A 20,253-nucleotide genomic window follows, 5' to 3' on the forward strand; every position below is an offset into this window, starting at 1 on the left:
TGCATATCACCTATCAAACTATCCCATTACTAATTTGATAAACTCTATCAGTTTTACCCTATCTAACAATAGGTTCCACTCTAGATAACTAACATCTGGCGTCACAAATTCAAAGCTATTTAAATTTGTCATCGTTAAGTTTGCTAAATTTCGGTGTAATTTAAAAAAGCGCCCTTGTGTTTTCTGTTCAAAATTGTTGACCCAAGGATAATCAGTCGAAACAATTTTCAAATCTAATGCGCAGTACTCGAGGAGCTTTGTTGAAGCTTGTAAATTAAAGGGGTACACATCTGGTATATAATTCAGACCGTATTCTGCTTTTGACGCTAGAAGAGGAACTTCATGATAAGGAAGCGATCCTGAAAAGATAATATTTTTATAGTCTTTGAAAGATTTATATAATTCATTTGTTGGATTTCCTATTAATAAAATAGTGTTATCTTTTAAAGTTGTCGTAAAGGGCTTTAGCGCATGATCGATACCTCTTCCATGTCCCATATCACCAACATATACAAAATCGTACTCTTTTTTTGACGTTTTTATAAAAAAGTCTTTTGATATTCCCATATCTCGATGAATTTTTGGAATATTGCCCTTCATCTTTAAATCCTTTTCTACAAGTTCATTCAAAAATATGCGACCATGCGGTTTAATATTACATGTCTTTTTTACATAATTTTTCAACATCGCAAAGTGACCAATTGATAACGAATTATATTCATGGATAATCTTTGTCTCGCTTGAATATTTTTTAATATCTAAACCAGTAAATTTCCATAATAAATCTATATTGGCTATCGGAATTTCATTCATCTCCGCTGTTAAAATGGTTATAGCTTCCATATTATCCTGCTGATTTAAATATGCTACATAGGCTGAGATTTCTGGTAAAAATGATTTTCCGCTATTGACAAATCCAATCTTCAAATAGATTATCCCTCCTTTTTACAAACGCTATTTTTCATTAAATTGGTCTTTTTACTATTTTTATTACTTTGATTCTCGTTTTATTCATATTTGAACTATCAATTATGAGTTTTATGATAGGTAAATGAATTGCCAGAAAGAACAAATAAAACGATCATTATCGGCGTTGTATAAATAATTATTTCCGTCATTGAAAGTAGAATATAGGTGATAAGTATTAAAAATGGTAATAGTTGTAGCATTTTCGCATGCTTTACTTTTTTTTGGGCAAAAGAAAATGCATTCCATACTAATGTTGCTACGAATAATAGAAAAAATGTAACCGCCAACCAACCATACTGAGCTAATAGGGCGATAAAAGTATTATGTGCATCCAATTGGCCAACATGATAATTCTCTCCATGCCCAAATAATGTGGAATCTTTTATTATGTTTTGCCAAATAGCCATTCGTCCATCAGATATATCAGCAGATTTTCGCTGAAATTTCCCTACAATATTTTGAACTGCTTCGTTTAGTATCGGAAATTTACTTAGACTAAAAATGAATATCATACTTAGTACACATAGAACTGAAACGAGTGCGCCTACTATTCTAATACTTGAAGTGTTTTGAATAGCTAACATGGTTATACTCATTATGACACCGATTAGTACGGTGATGGCAGCCGTTCTACTTTGTGTTAGTAAAATAGTATAAAAAACAAAAAAGAATAGGCTTACTAGGAATACGATTGTAACTTTTTTCGTATCAACCTGAAAATATTGAACAGCCCCAGCTAGTAATACGACTGCAAATAATGCCATGACCAATCCCATCATGTTCGGGTTGCTATAAATCCCTGCAAATGCGTTGAAAACAACTCGATTCATGAAAAAAGATAAAAGTAAAATAATGAGATGTGAGATACAAATACTAATTGCTAGTACATGTAAAGTAGATGTTTGAAAAGAGTTATATATAATCGATAACCCTATATACATCACAAGCATACATACAATATTCTTAAGTGATCCCATATCTGAATTGGCTAAAGTACTTATGAGCCCACAAATAATAAATAGATAGAAAAATAAATCGCTCACATACATTCTACGAATATTTGCGTTGCGATTATAGATAAAAAGGATGATTGGAAAGATGGAAAAAAAGACAGTAAAGTAAATTAGTATGGGTATTTCATAAGATAATGCACTAGAGAGTAATAATACGCTCATACACATTGTTAGTATAAAAAACCGCACTTTCATCACCCCACTATTGCTTTATTTCGTATTTATTTTGTGAAAAGATGCCACCATTTTCTTTCGCTTATAACGATTGGCTCTGCAATTAATAGCTGCTTATTTTCTAAAACACGCTCATTGTTTTCAAGGAAAAGGTTGACCATATCCAGCTGTTTCATTTTCTCCAAGTAATCTAACCCAGCTTCAAAAAGCAGTGGTCTTGTAGACATATTATGGACATCTGAGCCATACGTATGAACAAGTCTTGCTTCTATTAAATTCATTGCACACAGTTGGGTTTTTTTTCCAAAATGCCCAGTAATGCTACCCGCTGTAATTTGTGCTAATGCCCCTTCACGAATTAATTGTTCAAGAAGTGCTACATTTTGTTGAATAGCTCTATTTCGCTCAGGATGTGCAATAATGGGGGTAATACCTGATGCTACTAATAACTTAATCATTTCTTTACAATAAAAAGGTATCGTTTCCGAAGGTAATTCCAGTAATAGATAGTTTGAGTTTGCCAACATATGAAGCTGTTTAGTTGTGCTATATTCTAAAATATTTTCATTTATGTGCACTTCATGTCCAGGAAATATTTTGATTGGCCATGCTCTTTTTGCTATTTCTAGCTGTAAAGTATGTACTTGATGTAATACATTTTCATATGACACATCGTATATTGGATGTTTGGCATGAGGGGTAGTAATAATGGCTGTTATGCCTTGCATCACAGCATGTTCTATTATTTGCAGTGACTCTGCAAGTTGTTGTGGTCCATCGTCAACTCCGTATAATAAATGACTGTGAATATCAACCATGCTCTATCATCTCCCTATCCCAATTCGTCGCCTAAACGTTTTCACCAATTTAGTAAAAATCTAATTGATTATAAATAAAGGTACTTATTGTATATATGCCATTTCACGATAAATATGACAGTAGCTCACCTACAACCAAGTTACTAAAAAAAACGTCTTTTACTCTATTTCGAGTAAAAGACGTTTCTGTATTACAATTATTTCGCATATTCCACGGCACGTGTTTCACGAATAACCGTTACTTTAATATGACCTGGATAATCAAGTTCTTCTTCAATTCGCTTACGGATATCTCTCGCTAAGCGATGTGAAGCTAAGTCATCAATTTTTTCAGGTTGTACAATTATACGGATTTCACGACCAGCCTGAATCGCAAAGGATTTTTCTACGCCATCATAGCTTTCAGAAATTTCCTCTAACTTTTCAAGTCTGCGGATATAGTTTTCAAGCGTCTCACTTCGAGCACCTGGACGAGCTGCTGATAATGCATCAGCTGCAGCCACTAATACCGCGATGACAGATGTTGCTTCTGTATCACCATGGTGTGAAGCAATACTGTTTATAACGACCGGATGTTCCTTGTATTTTGTTGCCAATTCCACACCGATTTCGACATGGCTACCTTCAACTTCATGGTCAATTGCCTTACCAATATCATGTAATAAGCCTGCACGGCGAGCTAATGCTACATCTTCACCAAGTTCAGCAGCGAGCAAGCCTGATAAATATGCGACCTCAATGGAATGTTTTAGGACGTTTTGTCCATAACTTGTACGATATTTCATGCGGCCTAAAATCTTCATTAAATCTGGATGTAAATTATGAATGCCAATTTCAAATGTTGTCTGCTCCCCTGTTTCGCGGATTTGTTCATCCACTTCACGACGAGATTTTTCGACCATTTCCTCAATTCGAGCAGGGTGAATGCGGCCATCCTGTACAAGTTTTTCAAGTGCAAGTCGAGCCGTTTCACGACGAATCGGATCAAAGCCTGATAAAATAACCGCCTCTGGAGTATCATCAATTATTAAATCTATACCTGTTAACGTTTCCAAAGTTCGGATGTTACGACCTTCACGACCAATAATACGACCTTTCATTTCATCATTTGGCAAGTTCACGACAGATACTGTTGTTTCAGCAACATGATCTGCTGCAAAACGTTGCAGTGCCAGTGATAAAATTTCACGTGCTTTTTTATCTGATTCTTCCTTCGCACGTGTCTCAGCTTCCTTCGTCATCACAGCAATATCAGTTGTTAGCTCTTTTTCTACTTCTCCTAAGATAATAGCTTTTGCTTCATCTCTAGTTAAAGCAGAAATTCGCTCTAGCTCTGATTTTTGCGAGGCAACGAGCTCGTCCACTTTGCTTTCCATCTGTTCAATATGCTGTTGTCTTTCGCTTAGAGCTTGTTCTTTACGCTCTAAACCTGCTTCTCTCTTATTTAGAGCATCATCTTTGCGATCAAGATTCTCTTCTCTTTGCAATAAACGGTTCTCTTGTTTCTGAAGTTCTGAACGACGTTCACGAATGTCATTTTCTGCTTCAGTACGAAATTTGTGAGTTTCATCTTTGGCTTCAAGTAGTGCTTCTTTCTTCAATGCCTCCGCTTCTCGTTTTCCTTCTTCAACGATTGTTTCAGCGACATGTTTAGCACCAGTGATTTTTGAGTCATTCACTTTTTTCATGTAGATATAGCTAACAGCGGCACCAACGATGAGTCCAAGCAAAGCGGAGATGATAGTAATTCCATCCATATGAACACCTCCTCTTGCTATTTGGGTATTACAGTTTCAGTCGGCGCATACATCAATTTCGCCTTGGCATAATAATAGACATCTGCCAAAGTCTTCATTTAATAGATCTTCAAAAGCCATTATAAATGAAGTCAGAATGTACTGCCTATTTAAAGTCATAATTCAGAAATTATACATTTTTAATTGTATAGCTAGCCTTAAACTCTGTCAAGGATAGTCGGGCATCTGTTCGCCCTCTCAAGAAAAAAAGTAAGTCATATCCATTAGGAGAATTAATTACCTAATGCTTTTTACACTAACGCTTATTTTATCTTTTATCATTAATGCGTAGAAGCAGTACTTAGGAATTATTTTTATAAAAATGTCATTCATGACTTTCGAAGAATATATGGATAACCTAACAACAAAACCGCATTCTCCAGTATGTGTAAATAAAAAAATGCATTGCTCTCACTATAAAGAGTGGGAACAATGCATTTATATTATTCATCTTCAAGAAGAAGCTTTAATTCCTCATCCATATCTTCCTCTTCATCATGCGCAGCAATTGTGTAAGCTGAAGATGCAATACCGTAAGAAGCACGAATTTTATTTGCGATGTCGTCTAGTACTGCTGGATTTTCTTTTAAATATTGTTTAGCATTTTCACGACCTTGACCTAGGCGCTCATCACCGTAAGCATACCAAGAACCGCTTTTTTGAACGATGTCTAGTTCAACACCTAAATCAACTGTTTCGCCCTCTTTTGAAATCCCTTCACCGTACATAATATCAACTTCAGCTGTACGGAATGGTGGCGCTACTTTGTTTTTCACAATTTTAATTTTTGTACGGTTACCCATAATGTCATTGCCTTGTTTAATAGCTTCCGCACGACGAACCTCTAAACGTACTGAGCTGTAGAATTTAAGTGCACGACCACCAGGTGTTGTTTCTGGGTTTCCGAACATGACACCGATTTTTTCACGAATTTGGTTAATGAAAATAGCAATCGTTTTCGATTTATTGATCGCACCTGAAAGCTTACGTAAAGCCTGAGACATTAAACGTGCTTGTAAACCAACATGCGAATCACCCATATCTCCTTCGATCTCCGCTTTCGGAACTAATGCTGCTACGGAGTCAATAACGATGATATCGATAGCGCCACTACGTACTAATGCCTCAGCGATTTCAAGCGCTTGTTCTCCTGTATCTGGTTGAGATAATAGAAGCTCATCAATATTGACACCCAATTTTTGTGCATATATTGGATCTAACGCATGCTCAGCATCGATAAACGCTGCTTGTCCACCATTTGCCTGCACTTCTGCAATGGCATGAAGAGCAACCGTTGTTTTACCTGATGATTCTGGGCCATATACTTCAATAATACGTCCACGTGGATAGCCACCAACACCTAATGCAGCATCAAGTGCTAGCGAACCACTTGAAGATGTAGCGATTTCTAAATCGGTCTTTTCACCAAGTTTCATGATGGAACCTTTACCAAAATTCTTTTCAATTTGTTTTAACGCCTGTTCTAAGGCAGCTTTACGATCACTCATTCATTTTCCTCCTTTGAAAACTGTTCACTGTTTTTCTCTATCTCTACTATACTTGTTTTTGAGAGAAGACGCAAGAAAAAAGCGAACGTTTATTCGTTTTTCTTCAAAATAAAAATTTGGGTAACTTTCCATTACCCAAATTTTTATTTTCAACATATTTAACTTCTTTCAGCAATATTTTCTGTAGCGAAAGCAAAGCGTCAGCTACAAGTTTGCCGAGGGATAATTGATTAACGTTTTTTAAAGCCTCTTTCTTCCAAAAGTTGCATTAAATAATGACAAGTAAATTTCGCCGCGCGCAGTCGATTTGTATTGCGCATACCTGATAAATGAAGTAAATACGTTATTGGTTTTTCATCGCCAATAGCAATACCAATCCAAACCGTCCCCGCTGGTTGATGATCATGGGCTGTAGGACCTGCCGCACCTGTTAATCCAATACCAATATCCGTATCAAACTTTTTACATACAGCACTAGCCATAGCCGCCGCACATTCACTGCTTACAATCCCATGTGTAGCTAAAAATTCTTTTGAAATACCGAGTTGCTTAATTTTAGCCTCTTCCGTATACGTAACAACGCCACCAACAAGGGCATCCCCTACACCCGGTATTTCAGCAAGTTCTGACTGAAATAATCCTGCTGTTAAACTTTCTGCTGCCGAAATTGTTAACTTATTATCTAGTAACATTTCTACTGTTTTAGAGGCAAGAGAATCGTCATCTATACCGTATTGATAGTCCCCAACAAGCGCTTGAATCTCTGTTACCTTTGCGGCAATAAGATGCTGCGCTTCTTGCTCCGTTTCTGCTTTAGCTGTTACACGCAATGTAACCTCGCCGTCAGAAGCAAGTGGAGCAACAGTTGGATTTGTTTGCGAATCTAAAATATGTTGGACACGAACCTCAAGCTCCGCCTCTCCAATTCCATAAAAACGCATAACATGCGATGTAATTACCCCTCCAGCGTTTAACATCGCACCAAGCTTTGGCTTTGCTTCAAACTGGAACATTGGCTCAAGCTCTTTAGGTGGCCCCGGCAGTAAAATATACGTACGTTCATCCTTAGTTACTATCATGCCAGGTGCCATACCGTGATGGTTTGCAAGCACCTCACTACCCGCTAGTATTAAAGCCTGCTTACGATTATTATCCGTCATTGGACGTCCTCGTTTTGCAAAAAACTGCTCAATATTAGCCAGTGCGATATCATCAAATTCGAGAGAAACGTCCAGATGACGCGCAATCGTTTCCTTTGTTAAATCATCCTTTGTAGGCCCAAGCCCACCAGAGAAAATGATTAAATCAGCACGAGTCTCTGCAATGGAAATAGCCTCTTCCAAACGTTGTGCATTATCTCCAACAACAGTGTGATAATACACATTTATTCCCAACTCGGACAACTGACTAGAAATAAATCTTGCATTTGTGTTCGCAATCTGACCAAGCAATAACTCTGAGCCAACTGCAAGAATTTCAGCATTCATGACCCTCAAGACCTCTCTTATTTAGACTCAAGTAAGACACGTCGATTTAGATAGAAATAATCCCATCCAGACCATAGCGTAAAGAACAATGCAATATATAGCATAATTTTATCGAATGGAAGACCGATAAGTGTAAAAATTGTATTGTGTAAAAGTGCTGCACCAATGGCCACAATTTGAGCCCACGTTTTAATTTTGCCAAGCTGGTTGGCCGCAACAACTTCTCCTTCACCTGCCAATATTAAACGAAGGCCAGTAACTGCAAACTCACGACTAATAATAATGATTATTATCCATGCAGACGCCATATCAAGCTCTACCATTAAAATAAAAGCCGCTGAAACTAGCAACTTGTCAGCAAGTGGGTCTAAAAATTTCCCAAATGTCGTCACAAGATTGTACTTACGTGCATAAAAACCATCCACCCAATCAGTCGCTGAAGCAATAATAAAAATGAGTGCACCTACAAAATGATGAACAGGCATCGTCGCACCGAATAGTGACATTGTTCCCCAGCCAAAATCAAACATCATAACAATGACAAAAAACGGAATAAGTAAGATTCGAGAGATGGTAATTTTATTTGGAATGTTCATTTTTCTAACACCTTTCATGATGAAAGAAAGTAGTCATCGGTAGATGACTACTATTCTTTATTGAAATTGATGACGATGTTTTGCGTTACAATTTGCTGTGCATACGTTAAAGGCTCGTCATTAATGTATACTTTAGCTTGCGCTGAATTACCTAAGCGGATACGGGCGTAATTTTGAGATGTTGCGTCGAATTCTACTACTTCTCCTGCATTATATACACGAGTATCTGACAGTAATTCTTGTTGCTGTTGGTTACGAATACCGATAAATGTAGGACCTGATACTTCAATACGTATTTTAAATGCTTCTGTACCTGTTAACGTATAAGAAGTTGTCGCGCGATCTGCTTCAATAACCCCAGCTGAAATCGATTGCTTAACCTCTTCAGTTTGCTTTTCGTCAGGTGTTTCCTGTGCTGAATCTTTTGAATCTGCTGAGTCTTGTTTGTTATTTGTTTGAGCTTTTTTTTGCTCTTTATCTTTTTCTGTATCTATTGGTTTTACTTTTGTATCATATTCTATTTCCGATGGAGTATCGCCTATAGCATCATCTGGCACTACTTTATTTTTAGACTGCATTAGCACCCAAATCACCACAATAATGACAATGATAAATAAACCAACGGTTATTTTCGGCATTGCCTCCATCATTTTAGTAGAAGGACCTTTCGAAACTTTTCTTCTACTTGGGCTACTCGTCATGGATTGACTTACTTGATTGTTTGGAGTACCTGGTAGCTCGCTTTTATAAGTTTCTAAAAGCTCCTCTGCGTCCAAACCAACAGCGTCAGCATATTGTTTAATAAAAGCTCGTACATAAAACGAACCAGGCATAATCGAATAATTACCCTCTTCAATACCTATTAAATAACGCTTTTGAATTTTCGTTATTTCTTGTAAATCGTCTAAGCTGTAGCCTTTAGACAGTCTCGCCTCTTTCAGTCGAGTCCCTAATTCTGCCACTCATAACACCTACTTTAATATCAAATTAAAAATTAAATCCACCAAATGAATTAGATTCGGACATCATTTGGCTTTTTTCCATTATTTCATACGTAATTTCTTCATCTGGGTGATGACGCAATTCAATGATATAATCAAAATCCTCTATCTTATATTCTGAATGCTGAACAAACATGTCTGGATGCTCGATGACCTTAATGGAAGGCATACTCATCATTTCACGCACTAGTTGCAAATGTCGCTCATCAGATGAACGACGTGTCACAATGCCATCTAATATAAAAATATTATTGTCACTGAATTCATCACCAGCAAGTTTATTGCGAACAGTCTGCTTAATCATTGTAGACGATAAAAAAATCCATTTTTTATTGGCACATACACTTGCCGCTACAATTGATTCAGTTTTTCCAACACGAGGCATTCCACGAATCCCAATAAGCTTATGCCCGTCTTTTTTAAATAGCTCAGCCATAAAGTCAACTAAAATACCAAGTTCATCTCGTACGAAGCGGAAGGTATTTTTTTCATCTGCATCTCGAGGAATATAATGACCGTGCCTAATGGCTAAACGATCACGGAGCTTAGGTTGTCGAAATTTGGTAACGTTAATATGTTCCATTGTCGAAACAATTGTACGAAAACGCTCAATTGTTTCATCGTTGTCTGTATGCACTAACATACCACGTCGATCCTCATCGACACCATTTATTGAAATAATATTGACACGAAGCATCCCTAAAAGTGAAGCAATATCTCCTAATAATCCAGGGCGATTCACCTGAATTTCATATTCAAAGTACCAATCGCTCAAACACACTCGTTCCCTTCCTATTAGTTAACGTAAAAAATCCTTTATAAGTTCCATCATAGCTGATTTTTTATGTAATGGAAAGTTAGAATACATGGAATTATGAGGTTATTTTTAAAAACTTACTATTTTTTTTTTTAACGTACGAAATAGGCTTACATACGTTCCCTTTTCTATGTAAAAATTGCTTTTTTATATAGAAAAAAGAGGAGATAACTCTCCTCTTTGTTTTACTGTACATGTTTATTTTGTACAAGTTTAACGACACAATTCGCCAGTGCGTGTTTTTCCTCTTCAGAGGCAACGCCCCATAAATCCGACAGCACTCGCTCTTGTTCATTTTTAGGATCGACATTTGTCGCCAAATATTCTCCAATTTGTACAGCAGCTTGTTGAATCATTTGCGATGGCATACCGCTTGATTCTGCTCGCATAACGTTTTGACCTAAAAACGAAGTCCATTTTTGCCAGTTTTCTAAAATAGTCATATGTTCCTCCTCCTTTACACAAGTAGTATGTGCGAAAAAGAACATTATATGTACCAGCCACCGTTTAATCTAATAACTTGTCCCGTTACATAATCTGCTTTTCCAGAAAGATAAAAACGTACCATTTCAGCAACATCCGTTGTTTGTCCGGTTATACCTAGTGGAATGTCCTCTAAAATATATTCAAGCTCCTCTTCGCTTAAATGACTGTTCATCGAGGTATTAATAAAACCAGGTGCAATGGCATTAACACGAATATGTGACAGTGCGGCTTCTTTCGCATATGACTTCACAAAAGCATGTTGGGCGCCTTTCACAGTGGCGTAAAGTGCTTCACCAGCTGATCCAGCCTCTCCCCAAATTGAACCAATAAAAAGCACATAGCTGACATCATGAGCGCGTAGCTTTGATGACAGCAATGCCGTAAGACGCATTGGATTTTGTACATGGACACGCCATAATGCCTCCATATCCTCCACCGTAGTATCTTCCAGCAGAGAATAATGTGCTTGACCATTTGCAAAGACAATCGCTTGCACATTAAAAATTTGAGATGCTAGCAATTGTGCCCCGGACGCTTTCGAAAAATTTCCCTGTACAAGCATAAACTCCTGTGCAGGGAAACTTTCTGAAAGGGAGCAGTATAGAGCCTGTGCTGCTTTTTCATTGTTTGAAAAGTGTATGTAGATGGACCAACCGTCTTCTGCCAGACTTCGACAAATAGCACGGCCAATCTCACCCGATGCACCTAAAACGAGCGCAAACTTTTTCACTATACGCCCTTCTCAGTAGGTAAAATTTTAAAGACAGTTTGTTGAGATTCACCTTGAACTGAAGAAAACGCTTTTTTCAAATCTTCAATCGTTAGTTCTTCTAGTACAGGCACAACATCGAACAAATTCATCTCATTAAACGAATAACGTGTAAATTGGTTGGCGATAAATTCAATAGAGTTCAGTGCACGTAGGAAGAAACCTATTTTTTTACGTTTTACTCGTTCTAAATCGGTACTTTCAAAATGTGCATCTCCATCATACTTTGCTAATTCTTCCTTAATAGCTTTCTCTAATGCAGCCGGGTCTGTAGAATCTGAGCCAATCATAGCAAATCCAAAGCCTTTTTCTAACGTGAAATCAAATGCATATGTTTCATCAATTAATCCGTCATCATAAACGTTCTCATAAAATTTAGATGTACGTCCAAAAATAAGTTCAAGTGCAATTTGAACAGACAGCTCATGTTTTAACATGTCACGCCCAGAAAGATTTGTTTCTTTTGCTTTTAAGCCGATATAGACCTTAGGTTTTTGTACATCCATATGCAGCTCACGTTGTTTGATAGCAACTTCTGTCGGCTCTTGATCGAAAAAGCGTTGAATTGGTGTTGGTTCAGGGAATTCTTTTTTGTCTTGATTGTCACGAATAAACGTCATCATTTCATTAGGATCTACTGCACCAATGACAAACAATAACATATTGGACGGATGATAAAATGTATTGTAGCACGTATATAAATGGTCGGCAGTAATACCATCAATTGACTCAATTGTACCAGCGATATCAATTTTTACTGGATGATTATGATACATATTTTCGATTGTACCGAAATATAAGCGCCAATCCGGCTGATCGTCGTACATCGTAATTTCCTGACCAATAATGCCCTTTTCCTTATTAACAGTTGCTTCTGTAAAGTAAGGCTCTTGAACAAAATTTAATAATGTTTCTGTGCTGTTATAAATATTGTTAGTTGAAGAAAATAAATACGCTGTACGTGTAAATGATGTAAAGGCATTGGCTGAAGCGCCGAATCCACTAAACTTTTGGAAGACATCTCCATCTTCTTTTTCAAACATTTTATGCTCTAAGAAGTGGGCAATACCATCTGGTACTGTCATGCTTTCAGTTCCACCAATTGGCACAAAAGTACGGTCAACAGAACCATATTTTGTGGTGAACGTTACAAAAGTTTTAGAAAAGCCTTTTTTCGGTAATATATAGACATCTAAGCCATTTTCTAGTTTTTCATAATACAATGTTTCATCTAATTGTTTGAATTCAATTGTTTTCATTGTGCGGCTTGCTCCTTCCCACTTAAGAAATAGACCGCTTCTAGCTGTACTTGCTTCGCCATTTCAACAATATCTTGCTTGGTCACAGCTTTCCATTTACTTGCCCAAGCCTCAACAGAGAACTCTTCGGGTAAATCTTTATATTGGTCAAAAATTTCTATTTGTCCTCGAGCAGAATCCAATGCTTCTTTTAGCTGATTCGTCAGCATTGCCTTTGTTTGCTCTATTTCCAAATCTGTAATATCGCCCGCTTGCATAACGGCAAGTTGTTCCTTAATTAGTGATAACGCTTTTTCCTCATTCTTTGGTTCAATCCCAGATACAACAAAGACTAAGCCATAATGTGATGCATATGAGCTAGACGCATAGTAGGCTAAACTTTCCTTTTCACGAACATTCATAAATAATTTGGCGTGAGGGTAGCCACCAAATACGCCGTTAAAGATTTGCATTTTGGCGAAATCAGCGTCACCAAATCGTACTGGTGTACTAAAGCCAATATGCATCTTTCCTTGCTTCATTTCTTGTTGTTCACGTACATAATCATTTTGCGGATGCTGTTGTGGAAGTACAGCAGGAATTTCTTCAGGTGTACGATCATTAAATGGTAGCGCTTCTTTTAGTTTCGCTACGATTTCGTCTTCATTGATATCACCCGCGACATAAATGTCTATTTTATCGTTAGCAAGCATGGATTGATATGCTTCAAACAATGATGTAGGGGTAATTTTTTGAATGTCCTCGACAGTTCCATTAGCAGAAATAGAGGCCGGTTCATTCGGACGTAATATTTGTTGAATGCGTTGCTGCGCAAAACGAGATTTATCGTCAAAAATGGACTCAATACGCTGAATGACTGTTTTCTTTTCACGTTCCACAATCGATTCCTTAAATACATCATTTTCTAAATTCGGTTCAAATATTGCTGTGTGCAATAAATCAAGTACCTCGTTTAAAACACTTGCATTTGCCAAATAATGATCATTAACGGCTTCTACATTCATCAGTACTGTATGTTCATTACCACGTTTAGATGTATCAAAATATAACACTGTGCCATACAAGTCATCCAAGAAACTTCGGAATGCCGCGGTTGTCTTATATTTAGCATTACTGTGTTGCAAAACATTTGTTAACACAGTACGTTCAGACGCATTTGTCGCCGTTAATGCTTTTCTCCATTTAATTGAAAAATTTACGGTTTTAAATTGGGTCGTTTGTCGGATATGCAAATTGACACCTTTTGCAAAAGGTATTGTTTTAAACATATATAGAACCCTCCTTATCTTTCTTAATATAACAAAGTACTACACATACTATACATGTCTATTGTCTATAATTGCAAAAAGAATCCAAAGTATGTATATGAAATGTGTGAAATTACATTTGGTTGTTGAGGAACCTGTACATACAAGCACATAAAGATCAACCACCAACCATTATTTTCCCAAACACTTGAAATATGTACAAGGAAAAAGACTGAGCATTTTCGCCCAGTCTTTCGTGTCAACAATTATCTGTTTGTTATTAGCGTTTCCCTTTAATATAAGGTTGACCACTAGCTTTTGGTGCATTTGCTTTACCGATAAATCCTGCTAATGCAAAAATCGTTAAGACGTACGGTAAAATTTGTAAGTAAACGGCAGGAATATCTTGAATGTAAGGAATTCCACTTCCTGCAACACTTAACGTTTGTGCTACTCCAAAGAATAAAGCTGCACCTAATGCACCGATCGGATGCCATTTCCCAAAAATCATCGCAGCAATAGCCATAAAGCCTTGACCAGCAATTGTTGCATGTGAGAAATTGCCTGCAATCGATTGCGCATATACTGCACCACCAAGACCACCTAATGCCCCAGAGATGACAACAGCAATGTAGCGCATTCTATTCACTTTTACACCCATCGTATCTGCAGCCATTGGATGTTCACCAACAGCGCGTAAGCGTAAGCCAAATGGTGTTTTATAAATGATAAACCATGCCCCAATAGCTACTGCAAAAGCTAATATCGATGTACTGTAGACATTTTGGAATAATAATGGACCAAAGAACGGTATGTCCTCTAAATAAGGGATAGCGAAACGATTTATTGCATAGGTTTGGTCAATCATATCTGTTTGACCTTTATCATAAATCATTTTCACCAAGAATACGGATACCGCTAAACCTAATAAGTTGATAGCAACCCCCGATACTGTTTGATCGGCACGGAAGGAAATAGACGCAACTGCATGAAGAAGTGAAAAGATTCCCCCAATAATGAAAGCCGCCAGCATTGCCATCCAAATTGTTGCTGAACCGAATGTTGAAGCATATTCTAAATTGACATAAATACCAACAAATGCTCCAACAATCATTAAACCTTCTAATCCGATGTTTACTACACCAGAACGTTCAGAGAATACACCACCGATTGCCGTAAAAATTAACGGTGTTGCATAAAGAATCGCCGAAGGGATGATGAAATATAACATTTCTAAAAAGCCCATGTTATTGTCCCTCCTTTTTCTTGCTCAACTTTTGTAATGCTACTCGAATAATATAGCCTGATGCCACGAAGAAAATAATTAACGCGATAATAATAGACACGATTTCTTCTGGAATACCTGCAGCATTCGGCATATTTAGCGCTCCGTATTTAAGTGAGCCGAATAATGAAGCCCCGAATACAACCCCTAGTGGCGTGTTGGCACCAAGTAAGGCCACGGCGATCCCATCGAAACCTATACCTGTAAAGCCTGGTTTAATAGAGGCGTTTCCGAAAGTACCTAGTGCCTCCATAGCACCAGCAAGACCAGCGAACATACCTGAAATTGTCATAGCTAAAATAATGTTTTTATTGACGCTCATACCAGCATAGTCTGCAGCATTCTTATTAAAGCCTACCGCTTTTAGCTCATACCCGCGTGTTGTTTTTTCTAAAATGAACCACATAACCATTACCATTAATAGTGCAATAATGATCCCATAGTGAAGACTTGAATTGTCTGTAAGCTCTCTTAAAAACGGAGAACGTAATGAAGCTGATACATGAACGCGTTCTGTTTTAAAGCCACCGTCAGACAAGTTTTTAATCACTGCATTTGCAATATAAAGCGCAGTGTAGTTTAACATAATTGTCGCAATAACTTCGTGAACTTTAAATTTCGCTTTTAAGAAACCTGCAATAAAGGCCCAAAATGCACCTGCAGCTGCGGCTGCAAGTAATGCTAATGGTAAGTGAATGACTTTAGGTAGATCAAATGCAGATCCTACCCAAGCTGCTGCTAACCAACCTAAAATTAACTGACCTTCTACACCGATGTTGAATAAACCTGTGCGGAAGGCAAATGCTACCGCAAGACCCGCCAATATGTACGGTGTTATTTGACGAATTGTGTTCCCAATTGAATATGAATCTCCAAAAATACCTGTCCAAAGGGCGCTATAACCTTGTACTGGGTCATAACCGCTAACTACCATTACGATAGCACCAACAATTAAACCGATAATGATAGAGATGATAGGAACGAGTATATTAATGACACGATTTGACATTAGTCGTTCCCCTCCTTCGCATCATTCATGTTATTTTTATTACTTTGTCCTGCCATTAATAGGCCCAGCTCTTGTTCAGTTGTTTCTTTTGGATTTAACTCATCCACAATTTGACCGTCATAAATAACAGCAATACGATCCGAAACATTCATGACTTCATCTAATTCAAATGAAATTAACAGTACGGCTTTTCCTTTGTCACGTTGCTCAATAAGGCGAGAGTGAATAAATTCAATTGCCCCTACGTCAAGACCACGTGTTGGTAAAGCAGCAATCAATAAATCTGGATTACGATCAATTTCACGACCGATAATCGCTTTTTGCTGGTTACCGCCTGAAAGGGCACGTGCTGGAGTCATTTCACCATTACCAGTACGCACATCATATTCTTCAATGATTTGGCGTGCTTTTTCAGACACTTTCTTGTAGTCCATGACAAAGCCCTTAGCGATTGGAGACTGATAATATGTTTGTAGTGCGATATTATGACCTATTGGGAAATCTAACACTAAACCATGCTTATGGCGATCTTGTGGGATATGCCCAACGCCTTCCTCCGTAATTTTTCGAGGCTTCATATTTGTTATATCTTTGCCATTTAATCTAACGTTACCACTTTTAATTTTACGTAGACCCGTTATCGCCTCGATTAACTCGGATTGTCCGTTGCCATCGATACCCGCAATACCAACAATTTCACCTTTACGTACTTTTAAGTTCAAACCTTTTACTTTATTGATATTACGATAGTCTGTAACAACCAAGTTTTCGATTGTAAGTACTTCATCAGTTGGTTTTGCTTCTGTTTTTTCTGTTGTAAATTCGACTTGGCGTCCAACCATCATTTCAGCTAATTGGTTAGGATTTGTTTCAGCAGTTATAACTGTCCCAATCCCTTCCCCTTTTCGGATAATCGTCACACGGTCAGAAACTTCCATAATTTCTTTTAGCTTATGAGTAATTAAAATAATGGATTTGCCCTCTGCAATTAAACGGCGCATTATTTGAATTAGTTCTGTAATTTCCTGTGGAGTTAAAGATGCCGTAGGTTCGTCAAAGATTAAAATTTCTGCACCGCGGTATAGTGTTTTTAAAATTTCAACACGCTGTTGCATCCCCACAGTAATATCCTCGATTTTGGCATATGGATCAACATCTAAACCATATTTCTCAGAAAGTGCCTGTACTTTCTTTGCCGCATCTTTAATATTAATAACACCCATTTTTGTAGGTTCAGAGCCTAAAATAATATTCTCTGTTACTGTAAAATTTTCCACCAACATAAAGTGCTGATGCACCATACCAATCCCTAGATCATTGGCCACATTTGGATTTGTAATTTTAACAGCCTTCCCACGAACTCGAATTTCGCCACCCTCTGGTTGATACAAACCAAAAAGGACGTTCATTAAAGTCGATTTACCTGCACCATTTTCACCTAGTAATGCATGGATTTCGCCTTTTTTCAGTTGGAGGGTGATGTTATTATTCGCCACGAAATTACCGAATTCTTTTCGGATTCCTAGCATCTCAATCACGTATTCCAATTTCGTCACTCCCTTAATAGGCACTTTTATCAATTTCGCCTTGGCGTAATTGCGGCTGTCGCCACAGAAAACATTTGTAGCTGTCGCTTTACTTTCGCTACATAAAACATTACTGACGCTTTGTTAACACTCCGCTTTCGCACAAATAAACAATACGTCCAGTTTTTGAAACCGTTATTTAGACAAACTTAATACTAGCTATAGTCACTGTTAGTTCAACGTTTTTTCACATCGACAGCAATGACCTCAGCCAGAGGTTCCATCTTCGCTCAGTGGCATTATGTACCCTATTAACAAAAATTCACGCATATCATGTCCCACTAATAGAGGTAGATATTCTTCTGAATGAAGATAAATTAATACAGGAAAGGTCATCGTTAGAAACCTTTCTTCTATTAACTTGTTACCATCATTACTATTCTTTCGATAAACTCATAGAAAAATTACTACCTCTATGGTAAACAAATAGAATCCAACAGAGTATTGCAAATAGTCGAAATATAACGATAGATTGAAAAATCATCATAAGGGCCTTTTTAAAGTCCCTTATGATGATCAAAAGATGAATTATTTTTTCACTTTTTCTGGAACTTTAATTTCACCTTTAGCAATTTTTTCTTTATATTCATCAATGACAGTTTGAACATCTGCTGGGATTGCACCACGAGAATCTGCAAGTTTCACGCCGTCTTCAGCTAAACCATAAGTAAGTGTTTTGCCACCAGGGAATTCACCGTTTTTAGCTTTATTTGAAATATCTATAACTGCTGCGTTAACACCTTTTAACATAGAAGTTAATGTAATGTTTGTTTTATCATCCACTTTACCTTCTTCGTATTGGTCAGCATCTACACCAATTACCCATACATTTGCATTAGGATCTTTTTTCTTACGTTCCTTTGCCTCAGAGAATACACCGTTACCAGTTGCACCAGCAGCGTGGAAGATAATATCTACGCCTGAAGAATACATGCTATTAGCTGTCATTTTACCAAGATCAGCTTTATCAAATGCACCAGTATATTTTCTTTGAATATCAATATCCGGATTTACTGTTTTAGCTCCTTCAACGAATCCAGCTTCAAAGCGATTAATAACGGGAATATCTCCTCCGCCAACGAAGCCGATTTTCCCTGTTTTAGACATTTTTGCAGCTGCTACACCAGCTAAGAAGGCACCTTCTTGCTCTTTGAACATAATAGATGCTACGTTGTCTGCTTTTACTGAAGCATCAACGATTGCGAATTTTTTATCTGGATTTTCTTCAGCTATTGCAGTCATAGCATCTTCCATCAAATAACCAATACCAAATACTAAATTAAAGTCACGACGTAATAATGCGTTTAAATTTGATTCATAGTCAGCGTCTGATTTTGATTGTAAGTAATCGAAGCCACCATTACCTTTTTTCAGGTTATTTTCTTTACCGTAAGCTTGAACACCTTCCCAAGCAGATTGGTTGAATGATTTATCATCAACGCCACCTACGTCAGTAACCATTGCTACTGAGAATGCTTCTTTTTTGTCTTCGCCTGATGATGCATTTCCATTGTCTTTTGCAGGTTTTTCTTCGTCTTTCGTACCACATGCACCTAAGATTGCACTTGCAGCTAAAACTGATGATAATACTAAGCCAAATTTACGTTTCTTCATTCTGTTAACCCCCCAAAGGTATTGTAATTAGCAGGAAAATATTTAGAAATGTTCTACACCCGTTTACGAACTACATGGAAGCTGAATTTATCAGCTCGGAAATAATTTTTTGAATACAGCACTACTTGATCATGATCATCGTAATGCAACTGCTTTAATACTAAAAGAGCTGTTTCACGCCCGCAATTTAAAATCGGTGAAGCTTGCTCATGATACCCGATTGGATCAATATATGTAACGGCATAGGCAACATGAATTTTACCAGATTGTTCAAGTGCAGAGAAAAGTGAAACTTCTTTTTTTTCAACAAAGTCAGTTGGCAGGAAACTTGCTGGTAATCTGTCTATGCAGTATACTACCGGCTCGCCATCCGCTGTTCTGACACGTTCAATTGTGAGTATTTTATCTTCGCCATCACATTGGAAGCGTTTTAAATCTTCCTCAGAAGGTATACTTTCCGTCGCCTTTAAAAAGCGGGAACCGGGTTCCATACCTGCTGCCTCGATCATAGAAGAAATGCTCGATAAATGCTCGATACCTGATGTAAACAAAGGCTTAGGGTTTACAAATGTCCCCACCCCATGTCGACGCACGATAACATTTTCCTCTTCCAACAGTCGTAGCGCTTCTCTAAGAGTTGCTCGACTGACTCCTAGTGATTTCGATAATTCAAACTCTGAAGGCAGTTTTTCATTTTCTTTAAAAATGCCTGTTTCAATGTCAGACTTTAAACGATCAATTACTTGAAGATAGAGATGACGATGATCTGCTTTAATAGTCACATATATCACCACCAAAATCAGAGATCAGACATCTGAT

18 protein-coding genes are annotated in these 20,253 nt (G+C 37.5%); all 18 read right to left on the reverse strand.

Going from position 1 to position 20,253, the window contains the following annotated elements; genetic code table 11:
- Positions 1 to 18: 18 nt before the first annotated feature.
- Positions 19 to 927, reverse strand: a complete 909-nt coding sequence (locus C7Y47_RS02935; RefSeq protein WP_142507405.1) for a glycosyltransferase family 4 protein — start codon at positions 925 to 927, stop codon at positions 19 to 21.
- A 98-nt stretch (positions 928 to 1,025) separates the two neighbouring features.
- The gene (locus tag C7Y47_RS02940) at positions 1,026 to 2,012 is read right to left on the reverse strand and encodes an O-antigen ligase family protein (RefSeq protein ID WP_185903379.1); all 987 of its coding nucleotides are present in this window, start codon (positions 2,010 to 2,012) and stop codon (positions 1,026 to 1,028) included.
- A gap of 191 nt (positions 2,013 to 2,203) precedes the next feature.
- Positions 2,204 to 2,974 carry a tyrosine-protein phosphatase gene (locus C7Y47_RS02945; protein ID WP_142507407.1) on the reverse strand — a complete coding sequence of 257 codons (771 nt, stop codon included), beginning with the start codon at positions 2,972 to 2,974 and terminating at the stop codon, positions 2,204 to 2,206.
- Positions 2,975 to 3,171: 197 nt separating this feature from the next.
- The gene (rny, locus tag C7Y47_RS02950; protein WP_142507408.1) at positions 3,172 to 4,731 is read right to left on the reverse strand and encodes a ribonuclease Y; all 1,560 of its coding nucleotides are present in this window, start codon (positions 4,729 to 4,731) and stop codon (positions 3,172 to 3,174) included.
- A gap of 482 nt (positions 4,732 to 5,213) precedes the next feature.
- The gene (gene recA, locus C7Y47_RS02955) at positions 5,214 to 6,278 is read right to left on the reverse strand and encodes a recombinase RecA (protein ID WP_142507409.1); all 1,065 of its coding nucleotides are present in this window, start codon (positions 6,276 to 6,278) and stop codon (positions 5,214 to 5,216) included.
- Positions 6,279 to 6,508: 230 nt separating this feature from the next.
- The gene (locus tag C7Y47_RS02960; protein WP_142507410.1) at positions 6,509 to 7,765 is read right to left on the reverse strand and encodes a competence/damage-inducible protein A; all 1,257 of its coding nucleotides are present in this window, start codon (positions 7,763 to 7,765) and stop codon (positions 6,509 to 6,511) included.
- Between the two features lie 17 nt (positions 7,766 to 7,782).
- Complete coding sequence (gene pgsA, locus C7Y47_RS02965; RefSeq protein ID WP_142507411.1) at positions 7,783 to 8,361, reverse strand: CDP-diacylglycerol--glycerol-3-phosphate 3-phosphatidyltransferase; 579 nt, start codon at positions 8,359 to 8,361, stop codon at positions 7,783 to 7,785.
- A gap of 50 nt (positions 8,362 to 8,411) precedes the next feature.
- Positions 8,412 to 9,323 (reverse strand): helix-turn-helix domain-containing protein, encoded by a 912-nt coding sequence (locus tag C7Y47_RS02970; protein ID WP_142507412.1) that lies wholly within the window; start codon positions 9,321 to 9,323, stop codon positions 8,412 to 8,414.
- A 25-nt stretch (positions 9,324 to 9,348) separates the two neighbouring features.
- Positions 9,349 to 10,137 (reverse strand): DUF3388 domain-containing protein, encoded by a 789-nt coding sequence (locus C7Y47_RS02975; RefSeq protein ID WP_142507413.1) that lies wholly within the window; start codon positions 10,135 to 10,137, stop codon positions 9,349 to 9,351.
- A gap of 227 nt (positions 10,138 to 10,364) precedes the next feature.
- Entirely contained in the window at positions 10,365 to 10,622 is a 258-nt protein-coding gene (locus C7Y47_RS02980; RefSeq protein ID WP_132357376.1) for a DUF3243 domain-containing protein, read from the reverse strand.
- Between the two features lie 44 nt (positions 10,623 to 10,666).
- Positions 10,667 to 11,395, reverse strand: coding sequence for an elongation factor P 5-aminopentanone reductase (gene ymfI, locus C7Y47_RS02985; protein ID WP_142507414.1), 729 nt, complete (start codon positions 11,393 to 11,395; stop codon positions 10,667 to 10,669).
- Positions 11,395 to 12,693: an EF-P 5-aminopentanol modification-associated protein YfmH gene (gene yfmH / locus C7Y47_RS02990; RefSeq protein WP_142507415.1), complete on the reverse strand. Its 1,299-nt coding sequence runs from the start codon at positions 12,691 to 12,693 to the stop codon at positions 11,395 to 11,397. The genes ymfI and yfmH overlap by 1 nt, the downstream gene beginning before the upstream one ends.
- Positions 12,690 to 13,961 carry an EF-P 5-aminopentanol modification-associated protein YfmF gene (yfmF, locus tag C7Y47_RS02995; RefSeq protein ID WP_142507416.1) on the reverse strand — a complete coding sequence of 424 codons (1,272 nt, stop codon included), beginning with the start codon at positions 13,959 to 13,961 and terminating at the stop codon, positions 12,690 to 12,692. Before yfmF ends, yfmH begins: the two co-directional genes overlap by 4 nt.
- Before the next feature lie 259 nt (positions 13,962 to 14,220).
- Positions 14,221 to 15,186: an ABC transporter permease gene (locus C7Y47_RS03000; protein WP_142507417.1), complete on the reverse strand. Its 966-nt coding sequence runs from the start codon at positions 15,184 to 15,186 to the stop codon at positions 14,221 to 14,223.
- 1 nt (position 15,187) lies between these two features.
- The gene (locus tag C7Y47_RS03005; protein WP_142507418.1) at positions 15,188 to 16,234 is read right to left on the reverse strand and encodes an ABC transporter permease; all 1,047 of its coding nucleotides are present in this window, start codon (positions 16,232 to 16,234) and stop codon (positions 15,188 to 15,190) included.
- Positions 16,234 to 17,781: an ABC transporter ATP-binding protein gene (locus C7Y47_RS03010; RefSeq protein ID WP_142507419.1), complete on the reverse strand. Its 1,548-nt coding sequence runs from the start codon at positions 17,779 to 17,781 to the stop codon at positions 16,234 to 16,236. The genes C7Y47_RS03005 and C7Y47_RS03010 overlap by 1 nt, the downstream gene beginning before the upstream one ends.
- A gap of 567 nt (positions 17,782 to 18,348) precedes the next feature.
- Positions 18,349 to 19,434, reverse strand: coding sequence for a BMP family lipoprotein (locus C7Y47_RS03015; RefSeq protein WP_142507420.1), 1,086 nt, complete (start codon positions 19,432 to 19,434; stop codon positions 18,349 to 18,351).
- 53 nt (positions 19,435 to 19,487) lie between these two features.
- Positions 19,488 to 20,216, reverse strand: a complete 729-nt coding sequence (locus C7Y47_RS03020; RefSeq protein ID WP_132357384.1) for a GntR family transcriptional regulator — start codon at positions 20,214 to 20,216, stop codon at positions 19,488 to 19,490.
- Positions 20,217 to 20,253 lie beyond the last annotated feature (37 nt).

Origin of the sequence: Lysinibacillus sphaericus (assembly GCF_006864135.1) — a bacterium.
In the GTDB taxonomy this organism is placed as follows: Bacteria; Bacillota; Bacilli; order Bacillales_A; family Planococcaceae; genus Lysinibacillus.